Annotated in this window: 14 protein-coding genes; 13 read left to right on the top strand and 1 reads right to left on the bottom strand. The window is 32.0% G+C overall.

The features are described from left to right. Window positions 1–34 precede the first annotated feature (34 nt). The 13 genes from IUY40_RS16905 (at window position 35) to rlmH (ending at window position 13,054) form a co-directional block, all read left to right on the top strand. Window positions 35–1,945 carry a hypothetical protein gene (locus IUY40_RS16905; RefSeq protein ID WP_195738042.1) on the top strand — a complete coding sequence of 637 codons (1,911 nt, stop codon included), beginning with the start codon at window positions 35–37 and terminating at the stop codon, window positions 1,943–1,945. Between the two features lie 317 nt (window positions 1,946–2,262). Then, window positions 2,263–2,532 carry a hypothetical protein gene (locus IUY40_RS16900; protein ID WP_195738041.1) on the top strand — a complete coding sequence of 90 codons (270 nt, stop codon included), beginning with the start codon at window positions 2,263–2,265 and terminating at the stop codon, window positions 2,530–2,532. A gap of 81 nt (window positions 2,533–2,613) precedes the next feature. Beyond that, window positions 2,614–3,411: a DUF5977 domain-containing protein gene (locus IUY40_RS16895; protein WP_195738040.1), complete on the top strand. Its 798-nt coding sequence runs from the start codon at window positions 2,614–2,616 to the stop codon at window positions 3,409–3,411. Window positions 3,412–3,422: 11 nt separating this feature from the next. Beyond that, window positions 3,423–4,334: a DUF5977 domain-containing protein gene (locus tag IUY40_RS16890; RefSeq protein ID WP_195738039.1), complete on the top strand. Its 912-nt coding sequence runs from the start codon at window positions 3,423–3,425 to the stop codon at window positions 4,332–4,334. 378 nt (window positions 4,335–4,712) lie between these two features. Then, window positions 4,713–5,840: a hypothetical protein gene (locus IUY40_RS16885; protein WP_195738038.1), complete on the top strand. Its 1,128-nt coding sequence runs from the start codon at window positions 4,713–4,715 to the stop codon at window positions 5,838–5,840. Window positions 5,841–6,186: 346 nt separating this feature from the next. Then, complete coding sequence (locus tag IUY40_RS16880) at window positions 6,187–7,266, top strand: hypothetical protein (protein ID WP_195738037.1); 1,080 nt, start codon at window positions 6,187–6,189, stop codon at window positions 7,264–7,266. Between the two features lie 588 nt (window positions 7,267–7,854). Continuing rightward, complete coding sequence (locus tag IUY40_RS16875) at window positions 7,855–8,733, top strand: pirin family protein (protein WP_195738036.1); 879 nt, start codon at window positions 7,855–7,857, stop codon at window positions 8,731–8,733. Between the two features lie 15 nt (window positions 8,734–8,748). Then, the gene (locus IUY40_RS16870) at window positions 8,749–9,630 is read left to right on the top strand and encodes a pirin family protein (RefSeq protein ID WP_195738035.1); all 882 of its coding nucleotides are present in this window, start codon (window positions 8,749–8,751) and stop codon (window positions 9,628–9,630) included. Window positions 9,631–9,634: 4 nt separating this feature from the next. Next, on the top strand, window positions 9,635–10,030 hold the full coding sequence (locus IUY40_RS16865; RefSeq protein WP_195738034.1) for an OsmC family protein: 396 nt from the start codon (window positions 9,635–9,637) through the stop codon (window positions 10,028–10,030). A 5-nt stretch (window positions 10,031–10,035) separates the two neighbouring features. Next, a complete protein-coding gene (locus IUY40_RS16860; protein ID WP_195738033.1) occupies window positions 10,036–10,320 on the top strand; it encodes a GNAT family N-acetyltransferase in 285 nt (94 codons plus the stop codon). A gap of 527 nt (window positions 10,321–10,847) precedes the next feature. Next, on the top strand, window positions 10,848–12,266 hold the full coding sequence (locus IUY40_RS16855; protein WP_195738032.1) for an adenosine deaminase: 1,419 nt from the start codon (window positions 10,848–10,850) through the stop codon (window positions 12,264–12,266). Window positions 12,267–12,268: 2 nt separating this feature from the next. Further along, window positions 12,269–12,571 carry an antibiotic biosynthesis monooxygenase gene (locus IUY40_RS16850; RefSeq protein ID WP_195738031.1) on the top strand — a complete coding sequence of 101 codons (303 nt, stop codon included), beginning with the start codon at window positions 12,269–12,271 and terminating at the stop codon, window positions 12,569–12,571. 9 nt (window positions 12,572–12,580) lie between these two features. Beyond that, complete coding sequence (rlmH, locus tag IUY40_RS16845) at window positions 12,581–13,054, top strand: 23S rRNA (pseudouridine(1915)-N(3))-methyltransferase RlmH (RefSeq protein ID WP_195738030.1); 474 nt, start codon at window positions 12,581–12,583, stop codon at window positions 13,052–13,054. A 44-nt stretch (window positions 13,055–13,098) separates the two neighbouring features. On the opposite strand, the gene IUY40_RS16840 is transcribed toward rlmH, so the two are convergent. Continuing rightward, window positions 13,099–13,749, bottom strand: coding sequence for a hypothetical protein (locus IUY40_RS16840; protein ID WP_195738029.1), 651 nt, complete (start codon window positions 13,747–13,749; stop codon window positions 13,099–13,101). Window positions 13,750–13,768: the final 19 nt, after the last annotated feature.

Raw genomic sequence — 13,768 nt, 5'->3', positions numbered from 1 at the left:
AAACACTTATAGCACTAAATAAAATTAAAACAACATGGTAACAAACAGATTTAATATTAGCACCAAATTTGAAAATGGTGACATCCCATCACAGAGCGACTTCGTAGAAATTTTCAATAGTTTCGTTCATAAAGATGAAGACAAGGCTGATTTTCAAATGGTCGAAGCTGGAATCGATAACGAACGTTACGTAACACCTGCACTTTTAAATGCTGGTTTAAAAAATATTGGTATCATTACAGGCAATTGTTATATGCCTCATAAAGAAACTTTTGAAAGTACATTTAGCGGTACTACATTACCTCTGAAAAAAAAACCTATCCAATATAGTGTTAAAGTCTTCAAAAATGGGCAACTATTGCAAGAAGGACCTGATTACACCGTAAATTACAATACTGCAATAATCACATTTTCTGATGAAATAACAAATAGAAATATTGAAATAGATTATTGGTATAAAAATTTCAGTTCAAATCCTGGTAATGGTGGTGAAGTCATGGATTTTACTAGTTTTTTGCACACTACTGGAAATGAAACTAAAAAAGGCATCTTAACTTTTAATAACACTACCCCTACTTCAACCAGCGGTATCATATTAACAAATAGCGGAGTAGGCTCTACAGCAACAGCTCTCGATATTTCTGTTAGTGGTACAGGAAAAGGAATTTCTTTGCAAAATTCTTCAACTGGTACTGGAGTTAAAGTATCAAATACTGGCACTGGAGTCGGAACATACTTAAATTCGAGTGCCGGAGCAACAGGTGATATTTTACAAATTGCAAAGAGTAATATAGTCAAAACAAAAATTGATTCTGAAGGTATTGTAACCGCGCCTAAGTATGTTACTACAGGAGGTGCAAGTACACAATTTGTTAAAGGAGATGGTGCACTTGATTCTACAGAGTACGCTATAAATTCAACTGTAATTCATACTACAGGAAATGAAACAAAAGATGGAGCTTTACTCTTAACTCATAGGGAATCTCCACAAGATGTTTTAACTATTACTAAAAATAATAGTGCCAATTGTTTAAAACTAGTACAAACCTCTAATTCTAATGCAACAACCGCTACTTGGGATACAAGTACTCCAAATGCTAACAGAAAAGCAATTAGTATTCAGAAACAAGAACAAGAAAATGCATTTATCACCCACGAAGGTGATGTAACAGCCAATTCTTTTACTACACAAAATTCAAAAGCTATTCTTTCTGATGGACTATTAACCTTAATAGGTAGCGAACCTCCAAAAGCAATACCTGGTCAGGCAAAATTGTATGCCAAAACAGACGATACAACCGATTTGTATGTAATGGGAAGTGATGGAATTGAAAAGAAAATTGGTGGTACAACCGATATTACAGGCAATAGTTATTTGCCTCACAAGGAGAATTTTGAAAGTTCATTTACTGGTGATACATTATCTCTAAAAAAATTACCAATCGAATATAGTGTTAAGGTATACAAAAATGGACAACTATTGCATGAAGGACAAGATTATACTGTAAATTATAACAATGGAATAATTAAATTTTCTGATAAAGTAACAGATAGAAATATTGAAATAGACTATTGGTATAAAAGTTTGATTTCTAATCCAAATAATAGTGGCAGAAGTATTAATACTAATGAACCTTCACAAATTACTATTACTACAGCTGTAAACATCACAACCGATACACTTAATACAAATGGTAAAAAACAGATTGGTAAAAACGTAATCATTGATAATGGAACAAGTACAATAAACGTTATAGTAAATGGTGGAACTGATTTTTATGCTTCCTATTTAAAACATGGAATTGGTACAATAACTTTTGTACAAGGAGTAGGTAGAACTCTAGTAATAACTAATAGAACAGCAATATTAAACGGAACAGTTGGGAGTACCGCAACGATTTCCAGTATAGGTACTACAGATTATTTAAAGATTTCAAACCTATAATTGTCAATCCTGTATAATTGTTGGGAATTTACCAAAACTAGTGATAGATTGAAAAAACTAACTTTTTCTCAATTGGAATACTAAAATTAGGTGCAAATGAAGCCTGTTATTTTGAGATGTTTTAATCATGAGTTATCTACTGTGTTAAATATTTTAAATTTAACTGGAACCACATCACTGCCGAACAACTTTTACGTATATATAAAACTCACTACAATAAACAACGTTAATAAATAGAATATCAGTTGAAATTCTAGTTAACAAAGTCAAATAATATCCTTCAAAAAATAGTAAACATCATTTAAAATACATAAAAAATGGAAAACGTAACAATTAATAAAAAAGAAGTTAAAACAATTAGTACAGAACAATTAAAGAAGTTACAAGACTTTAATGTCTTTATGGATAAAGCAAAATTATCATTAGGAGAGCTATCTGTTCAATACGAATTTAAAAAAGCTGATATTTTGAGCCAGATTGCGGTTCAACAACAAAACTTTAACGAACTAGAAAAAGCAATTAAAGAAGAATACGGAGAAATTCGTGTGAATATCGAAACTGGAGAAATTGTAAAACAAGAAGAGTAATCAATACGTATTATTGCGACCATTGATTCTAAATCATTCAAATTAGATTGGGACAAATCATAATCACTTATTAAATAACGCATGGAATATTATAACATAGAAAAATCATTGACTGTAGCAAAAAATGACTGCGCTGCTGGAGTTATTGGCACTTCCGTCACGCTTACTGCAACTGTAAATCAATTTGTGTCGACAGTAAGTGTTGAAGATGCAAATGCAAAAGCCGAGGCATGGTTGTCTACAAATGTTCAAGCACATGCAAATAATTCTGGAACATGTAGAGTTACAGCTTGGAGAGGAGCAAATCCATCTTGTGTCGTTGAACCTACAACAACTCTATCAGCATTTAATTATATGGTAGTTCGGTATAAATGGGCATTAGGAGCCGGGCAGGATTTTGATACCTATACGGGAATTGTAAATACGGGAACTTCTTTGGATAATAAATGGATGGGATGGGGCCATGGGTATAACAATGAGATTCCCCAAAATTCCTCAGCAGAAAACTCCTATATCATGTGGGCAGGAGATAATCAAAATGCAAATGGTATAGAAAGCTGTATGGTAAACTTTAGTAAAATAACCAACGACTTTCCTACTTTAAATACAATACAAGTAAGAATGGCAGGCTCGTGGTATACATCTTTGGGTACAGGAAATATAGATATTGAGATAACAACCTATAAGGATGGGAAAATGGTTAAATCAGGATATGACATTATAAACGTCGGAGGAACTCAGGTAGATCAAAAAATATTCTCTAAAAAAGTAAGTAAACAAGGCCGAAACCTGAGTAAAAACATCGAATCTGTTACTAACATAGGATACATAACATATACAAAAGATTCCTCTACAGGAAAAATTATAATACAATATTAAAAAATTAAAGTATGGGAAATACAGGATATAAATCTTTTGAGAAACTAGAATTATACTTTACAGATGACGGTAGTTACGCAGGAGTAAAAAAACCAAATATAGTTACTGATCCTGACTACATTGCGCCGATTCTAGATACCGAAACTTGTGCACCTAGTATAAGATTTTATAATTCAGAAAGGAAACGGAGTGCAATAAAAAATAATTGTTCGGCTGGTTATAGCGGAAATTATGTAACACTTACTGCTTTTCCAAATCAATTTATCTCTACTATTGATGAAGCAGATGCAAATACTCAAGCTGAAGCATGGTTAGCAGCAAATGTGCAGATATACGCAAACTCAGCAGGAACATGTGAGCGAATCAAATCTCCCTTAAATATACAAGTGACAAAATCAGTAATTTTTACAAAACAGGCTTCAATATGGACAAATTGTAAATCCGCTAATTTGGCTGATTCTTATTCTGAAACTAATAATTTTTTAGGAGCTGCCAAAAGTAGTTCTAATTATTATCTTAACAGATATAGGGGAATTATTGATACTTCAATGATAACAACAAAACCCATATCTGCTAAGATAAAATTCAAATTTACCACTAATACTATCGGTTCAGCATTAACTATTAATTTATTTGCATCAAATACTAAAATTCCAATAAATCAAGCATTCCAACTTTCTGACTGGAATGATTGGGATACTTCTTCTTTTATCAATAGTGTAATAGTTCCTGCTAATTCAACTGCATATAATGAAATATCGTTAACTCAAAATCAAATAGATTTATTATATAAAGAACAGTCCTATAATTTTTTCATTATATCTAATGGTGATAAAGAGAATAATCCCCCTGGAACAAATAACAGACCAGTACTATCAATATCTAAAACAACTGGAACAATAATTTTAGAATGTAAATTCTAAGCTCGTAACAGTTCATCAAAGCAATTAAACCCTAATTCTGCATCGCCGATTTTCAAAAAAACAAAAGGTACAAAAGCCATTAATTTAAGTTTCCTATTAGATTTAATCTGAAGCAGAATTTGGTTTCTAAAAACCATAAAATGAGTACAAATCACAATAGAATAAAAGTAGCCGATTTAGAAAAAAAGATACCAAACAAAATCTTAACTACAAATAGCACTGGAGAATTCTAATTCAGTGATATAAATAATATCCAAGCAGATAGTAATAATGCCCTTGATTAACCTGTTTAAAATTTAAATAGGCTCTTGCTATTGAAAGAGAAAATTCAATAGTAAAGTAAATGATATAGACAGACTATACTAAAACACATATAAAATGAATACAAATTACAACAGAATAAAAGTAGCCGATTTAGAAACAAATCAGCAAAACAAAATTTTAACTACAAATAGCGCTGGAGAATTAGAATTCACTGATATCAATACTATTCAAGTAGATAGTTACAATGCACTAGATTACACTGCTGAGGGTAAAGTTCTAGATGCCAGACAAGGTAAAGTGTTAAAAGACTTAGTCGATAATATAAGTGTACCTCTTGCTTCTGATTCCGAAACACAAATTACTGCAGGAGTAGCAGAAGATCGAAAAGTAGTAAGTCGATTAAAGCTTTTTAATTGGTGGGATTGGATTAAAAAACAACCCTTAACATTAAGTAATAAATTGACCCTTACATCTGGAAACACTACAACTCCAGCCTTGATCATTCCAAACGGAACACTAACAACTGCACCTCAAAAGGGAGCAATAGAAAGAGACTCAGCAGGCAACTTACACCATGTAGTATCTTCATCAAGATACAGATTACTAGATGATAGAGATTTTTCAAACGTATTAATAGCTACATGGCAATCTAATACTAGCTTTGGAGCAAGCTTTCCAAGCTATAATTATGTTGATTTTACGAAAATAGCAGAAGTATCCATTCCAGCTACAACACTAGGAAATGGTGGAAATAAAGGAGTATACCTTTTTAAAACGACGGATGAATATACCCCCAAAAACGGGAGTTATGAGACTGGTAAAACTCCACCAAAAGGGATACTCTATGAAGTCTTTTTAAAAGGAAATAACTGTACATTTTCTGGGAATCCTGCTATCCGACTTTATTCAGCTTTAAGAACTGATATTGAATCATGGACTAGCTTTAGAAATTATGAGCTCCCATTGGTATGCCACCGTGGTCAAGGCTCTGGTCAATATTATTCAATCCTTAAATTTTCAGAAAAAGCATACGATAATTTAGGAAATGTGACATCCGAAGGTTATCGACAATATAACTTAAGTGCCCTTGACGGGAGTGGTATTTATTTTTCAAATGCCAATATTTCGGTACAATACCGAGTGACTGTTTTATATGAAGACTCAACAAATGCTTTGGGAATTAACGCAAGCGGTAGACCAAGTTTTTATAACATGTCAACACTATTTTTAAAAATCCAATAATATAAAAAAAATGAATCTAGTATTACAAAAAACCTCAAACAGCAAAATATTTAAACACATCAAAAAGAATTATCAATATCGTAAGCTTATTTTTGAATTCAGATGCTTCAGATTTCAATTTATATTATCAGATTTCATATAGTCAAGTTTCTATGAAATGAAAAGAATTAAAATATTATTTTCACAATTATTTGACAAGTCCAGAATAAAAAACGCTCAAACAAAATTAATACTTTCACCAATACAATTATAATAAATCAACAAACTTAGAAATTGATATTAAGAAAGAGAAGTAAATGATATAGAGAGCCTATCTTTCAAAATAAAACTTCAAAACACATACAAAATGAGCACTAATCACAATAGAATAAAAGTAGCCGATTTAGAAACAAATCAGCAAAACAAAATTTTAACTACAAATAGCGCTGGAGAATTAGAATTCACTGATATCAATACTATTCAAGTAGATAGTTACAATGCACTAAATTACACTGCTGAGGGTAAAGTTCTAGATGCCAGACAAGGTAAAGTGTTAAAAGATTTAGTCGATAATATAAGTGTACCTCTTGCTTCTGATTCCGAAACACAAATTACTGCAGGAGTAGCAGAAGATCGAAAAGTAGTAAGTCGATTAAAGCTTTTTAATTGGTGGACTTTCATAAAAACTCAATCACAATCAATCACAGGATTATGGACTTTTAAAGATCAAATAACTCTCACTAATAGCTCATACACTAGATATCCAATGCATATTCCAGAAGGAGTCTTACTAACTATACCTGTAAACGGTGCAATTGAAACTGATCGAAAGGGTATTTATTACACAATTAATGGTGTCCGTAAAAATTTAGTGACCGAATCTATTGTTGAGACTACAGAGATCCAGAATGCACATGTATATCTATGGGGAAATGGTACTGTGGGAGTTCGTGAGGATATACATCCATTACTTACAAATTTAAAAGTATTTAATGATTATATTTCTGATCAAGCTGGTAGATATTCAATATATATGAGTGGTGTAATGACCCGAATGAACAAAAGCGTAACTGATGTTAAATTTGAACTTCAAATGTTAATTAGTAACAGTAACACGCCAACTACATGGTACACACTTTCAACATATGAAGACACCAGAGAAAATATTATAGCAGCAACTTTACCGCAACAAATCACTTTATCAGCAGAGCTATTGGTTCAAGTAATAAGTACAAAGTATGTTTTTATTACCGGAAGAGCATCTAAATCTACATCTGAGAGCTACTTTAAAGCAAAAACAAAAAACCTAAATACGTCACATCCACACCCTAAAAAAGCAGAAATGTTAGTTTCATTTAGAATAAAAACAACTACGAATTGGAATGAAGTAAGTGATACTCAAGACATCAACACTTCATTTGGTTTATTAAAAATGATTAAAATTTAAAAATACGCTAATTACACAGCTAATTTGCAATAGTGCATGTTTACAGATGTTATCAGAGTCTACTGACATCGTATGGATTATGATGAATCCCAATTCGACCGCATTAATTTATTTCATCATCCGATCAGAAATAGACTCACATTATGTGGGTTTGGGTGAATCTAATGTATTTGTAGGTTTAAATGGAAACAATTGATTACTCATGTCAACTAGCAGGAACTTATTATCGTAAAATTCATCATAGCCTTCTCAATAATTTGAGAAGGCTTTTTTATATTATCTTTTCAAATGTGATATTAAAAAATCTAAATCAAGGAATAAAATTATGGTTGAACTGTAAAATAATCTACCTCTTTTAATCCTTTAAAATAAAGAAAAAAACATCAAAATACATATTCCATTTTTGATTTATACATATTTTATTTTTTCGATTATAATATCAACTCAAATCTATCAAAGTTAATTTAAAGGTGTTTTTATACTATTTTAAAAAAATCCTTACTTTTATGGTAACTCAGTTCTTAATCTACATTAAGTTGCATTTTTCATAATGAGAGTAACTTTGTATAACAATTAAACAAAAGCATTATGAAAACTAAAAATATTGAAATAGTAGTCGCTCCAAGACAACCACATTTTGTTGGTGATGGATTTAGAGTACATAATTTTATCCCAAGTGTACCACAATTAAGCATGAAACGCATGAGCCCATTTATCATGCTCGATTATAACTCAAAATTTTATTTTCCTCCTACAAACACTCCAAAAGGTGTTGGGGTGCATCCGCATCGTGGTTTCGAAACGGTAACCATTGCTTACAAAGGCAAAGTAGCGCATCATGACAGTAGCGGAGGTGGTGGAGTAATTGGTGAAGGCGATGTACAATGGATGACAGCAGCTTCAGGAGTTTTACACAAAGAATACCATGAAGAAAACTTTAGTAAAACTGGAGGCGATTTCCAAATGGTACAACTTTGGGTAAACTTACCTGCAAAAGATAAAATGTCGAAACCAAAATACCAAGGGATCACCAATGATGAAATTAGTAAATATGAACTTCCTGAAAATGGTGGTCATATCGAGGTTATCGCAGGACAATATCAAGATATAAAAGGAACAGCATCGACCTTTACCCCTTTGCATTTACTTAATGCAAGAGTACTTAAAGGCGGAAAAGCAACTTTTAATTTCCCTGCAACTTATAATACTACTTTATTGGTTATAGAAGGAAGCATTACCGTAAATGATAGTACAAACGTTCCGACAAATCATTTGGTTTTATTTAAAAATGAAGGCGAAGATTTTCATATCGAAGCACAAGAAAACAGTATAGTATTGATTTTAAGTGGTGAACCAATTAACGAACCAATTGCTACTCACGGACCATTTGTAATGAACACGCAAGAAGAATTAATTCAGGCTGTAAATGATTACAATAATGGTAAATTTGGAACTCTGGAAGATTAATTTTAAAAATATAACATGTCAAACGTAAATCTAATTATTGAAGAACGCGCTGCCAATATTGGTAATTTTATGGTAGGTAGATTATTGCCCTTTCGGGAAAAAAGAGCCGTTGGACCATTTGTATTTATCGACCATATGGGACCTGCACATTTAAGCGATCATGAAAACATGGACGTTCCGCCACATCCACACATAGGATTATCGACGCTAACCTTTTTGTTTGAAGGAAGCATCATGCACAAAGACAGTTTGGGAACCGAAATGGAGATTAAACCCGGTGCTGTAAACTGGATGACAGCAGGAAAAGGAATTGTACATTCTGAAAGAACACCAGAATACTTACGCAAAACAGACAAGATGCTTCATGGTTTACAAATTTGGGTAGCATTACCTAAAGAATTGGAGCAAATGGATCCTAACTTTGTACATGTAGAAGCCAATGACATTCCAAGTTGGGAAAAAGATGGAGTTACTTATAAGCTAATTGCAGGAAAAGCTTTTGGAAAACAATCACCAGTTCCAGTATATAGTCCGTTATATTTTATTGAAATCAAAAGTACAACGGTGCAAACAATAAGCATTGGGAAAGATTTATTTGGCGAAAGCGGTTTATATATTTTAGAAGGAAGCATAAAAAGCGGTGAACATACTTATGAGCCAAAACAAATTCTGATTGCGAACGACAGTACATTATGCGAATTTGAAATCGCTGCCAATACTACCGTTTATATATTTGGAGGAACGCCATTTCCTGAAGAACATTTCATTTTCTGGAATTTTGTTTCATCTGACAAAGAATTAATAGAAAAAGCAAAACAAGACTGGACAGCACAAACTTTCCCAAAAGTTCCTGGCGAAACAGAATTTGTTCCTTTACCACAACCACAAATGCGATAAAATTATGGATACGATAACAGCAAGTATTGACACAAGAAAATATCGAACGGAAATAAAATCAGCAAGCGATAATATCCTTATTGCAGATGAACCACAAGAAGTAGGAGGGAAAAATTTAGGCTTCTCCCCTTCCGAGTTATTGGCATCTGCATTAGCATCTTGTACATTAATTACATTACGTATGTATATCGACCGTAAAGAATGGGATGTTACAAACATCAATATCTCAGTAGATTTTGAAAAAAATGCAGAAAAAACTATTTCCATATTAAGTCGCAAGATAGAAATAAAAGGAAACATAGATGAAGCTCAAAAAGAAAGGCTTTTAAAAATTGCTAATAGCTGTCCGATACACAAAACACTAACAAACACGATACAAATACAAACAACTTTAGACTAAACCGCATGGAAATAGAACAAATAAACGAAGACAGAAAAGGATATTATAAAGCAGTAGAAGACGGAAAAGAAGCTGGAAGAATGACCTATACTTGGGCTGGAGATACTAAGTTTATAATTGACCACACTGAAGTAAGTCCTGATTTTAATGGTAAAGGTGTTGGGAAAAAGCTTGTAATGGCAGCAGTAACATATGCACGCGAAAATAATCTAAAAATCATTCCACTTTGTCCATTTGCAAAAAGCGTTTTTGATAAAACAGACGATATAAAGAATGTATTGTTTCATTAATTTTTTAAGGCGCTAAGGTTCTGAGGTGCAAAGGGACAAAGGTTTTGAGCTGCAAAGATGTTGAGGTCTTATTTAGACTAAGCAGAACCGAAGTGCAATGCTGAGTTTCAATTGCGCATAATCAAGGAACGCGGATGACGCAGATTTACTTCGTAAAGACGCAGATAAAAACTGATTTTTTAAAATAGCAATGAGAAAAAAATCCGTTTTATCCGCGTTTTCGCCAAAGGCGAATCTTTGTCATCCGCGTTCTATTTTTTTTAGATGAGTTTACCCTCTAAACAAAACCACTTAAATATAGAGTATTTACTCAATTAGTTTTATTACAATGTTGTCAAACTAAGAGGAGTCGAAGTTCCTAAATATAAGAAGCAAAGGTTCTGTAAAGGCGTACAAGAGTGTGTTTTTTTTTATAATATTATGATGGAATTAGGTTAATTAAAATAATGATTTACAAACCAATTTTCATCTTAATTTTCAAATGTCCTCTTAATCAATTATATTTGCATGTAATTTAAACTTAGTATATGACGAGGATAATTACAATTTTCAGTTTTCTTATAGCACAAATCTGCTTTTCACAATCAACAGCAACTTATTTAGATAAAATTAGAAATAACGAAGCGGCCCTAACTGCTTTCTTTTCTCAAATGCCAAAAGGTGGCGATTTGCATCATCATTTTTCGGGTTCTATATATGCCGAGCCTTTATTGGAAAGAGCTATTGCAGAAGATTTTTATTTAAATATTGAAACAATGCAAGTTTTAAAAATAAAACCTGCTAATGGAAATTGGGAAACTTTTTCCTCACTTAAAAACAAAGGAAAACTAGATTACTACAAACAACAAATCATGCAAACTTGGTCTGTTAAAGACTATAATGGAATTTCTGTTCCTTCGGATGATTTGTTTTTTGACTCTTTCGAAAAATTTTCTCCAACTATCGACGGGCATTTTGCTGAAGGTTTATTAGAACTTAAAAATAGAGCTATTAAAGAAAATGTAAGCTACATCGAAACACAGCTAAACACAATCCCATGTGATATGAATGTGGATGATTTAGCCGATTTTAATGCTAAACTAAGACAAGCTGCAGCTCAAAAAGACGAAAAAGCAGTTTTCAAATCTCTAGATGCTCTTTATAAATCATTACAAGATAAAAATGCTATTAAATACGCAGAGGATTTCAACACTAATTTCATAGCCAAATTACACAAAGACCTTAAAATAGACGATGCAAACTTCACCATGCGTTACCAAAACTTTGTGTTGCGTTTTATGGATCCTGTAGATTTATTTAAGAATCTTACAATTGCCTTTATCTCTGCTGATAAAAGCAAACTTGTAGCAGGTGTAAATATCGTTTCTCCAGAACACGGTGAAACTTCTATGAAAGATTATTGGTTGCACATGGTAATGTTTAAATACTGCCATTCTCGTTTTCCAGATGTAAAATACACACTTCACGCAGGTGAACTTACATTAGGATTGGTTCAACCTGAAGAATTAACATGGCATATTTCTTCGGCTATACATATTGCTGGAGCTAACAGAATTGGTCATGGTGTAGATATCGCTTACGAAGAAAACTCATATGACTTATTGCGCTATATGGCAAAGAATAACATTCCGATTGAGATTAACTTAGTAAGTAATGAGTTTATTTTGAAAGTTAAGAATGCACGCCATCCTTTTACATTATACAAAGAATTTAATGTACCAATAGTTATTAGTACTGATGATGCAGGAATTTTAAGAACAAATATGACGGAGCAATACGTTTTATTAGCTAGCAGATATCAAGATGTTTCTTATGCAACTATTAAACAATACGTTTACAACAGTATCACTTATAGTTTCATTCAGGATAATGCCGTTAAAAAACAATTGATAAAAGACCTTGATGCAAGATTTAAAACTTTTGAAGCCAAATTTTCAGAGAAATAAATATGATTCAGGAAGTTGCAATTTTATTTGTAAAAAAAGGCCAGGAAAATAATTTTGAGAATGATTTTGCTAAGGCAAGTCAGTACATTAGTTCTATTGAAGGTTATTTAGGTCACAGTCTAAAAAAATGCATGGAACAAGCCAATAAGTATCTTCTATTGGTTGAATGGCGCAATCTCGAAGATCATACAATTGGTTTTCGAGAATCAGCAGCATACCTCGAATGGAAGAAACTATTGCATCATTATTACGAACCCTTTCCAGTTGTAGAACATTTTGAAACTATTTTTGAAAACAAAATATAATTCCTAAAAATGAATATCAAACTTATTGCCATTGGTAAAACCGACAATAAATCGCTTCAAACTTTGATTGACGATTATAACAAGCGCTTGTCTTTTTATATCAAATTTGATTTGGAAATTATTCCAGATATCAAAAACGTAAAAAACTTATCGGAGAGCCAACAAAAAGAAAAAGAAGGCGAATTGATTTTGGCAAAATTAGCACCAACCGATCAATTAATCCTTTTGGATGAGAATGGTAAAAACTTCTCAAGCGTAGGCTTTTCCGAAGAACTACAGAAAAAAATGAACTCTGGTATTAAAACTCTGGTATTTGTAATCGGTGGACCTTATGGATTCTCAGATACTGTTTACAGCAAAGCACAAGGGAAAATTTCACTTTCATTAATGACCTTTTCCCATCAAATGGTCCGTTTGTTCTTTATTGAACAATTGTATCGTGGTTTTACAATTTTAAGAAATGAGCCATACCATCACCAGTAACAAGTACTATTAAATGATAATCAAATCATTAACACAATTCAACACTAATAAATAATGTCTTCATTATAATTTATAAACACTAACCATGGCTGCTTAATGTCTAACTTATTAATAAGTATTTTGCATCTAACATACTCTTCATAAGTCATGTTTTTATCATACGAAAATGTAATTTGTGCTTTTGGATTTATGATCAAACTATCCAAAAAAGGCATTAAATTTTCCTTAGGAAAATCATAAGTTTTTTTTCCTTTATATTGTATCATTCCATTTTTCTTAAAATACAATTGACTTATATTCTTACTTGCTTCGCCTATTTTATAATATACATCTGTAAAAGGTAAAAAAGCCATATTCTTACCTATTGTATCAGCGTAGGTATAGTAATTTTGAGCTTCTTCATTTTTATGAGCTGAATCTGCACGCTTTTTTTCTTGAAGTTTCATTACCTCAGGAATCACTAATTTTAAAGGCAAACGCTTATCTATATTAAAAAGCCAATTAGTCGAAATAATACTATTTTTTCGATTTACTTCTGCCAAAGTATCTTTTCCTTTTGTTCTAAAAAAGATATAAATGGGAGAATGATCTTTTACAACTTTTACAACTGATACATTTGCTTTTGGCAATAAAACATCTTCTTTATTTCCACAAGAAAGAAGAAGAAAAACTAAAATTAAACTTAAATATTTCATATTTATCATTTTGTATATA

Origin of the sequence: Flavobacterium sp. ALJ2, assembly GCF_015594725.1 — a bacterium.
Taxonomy (GTDB): Bacteria; Bacteroidota; Bacteroidia; order Flavobacteriales; family Flavobacteriaceae; genus Flavobacterium.
The sequence above is the reverse complement of the archived record's forward strand: the minus strand, read 5'-3'. Positions and strand labels throughout refer to the sequence as shown.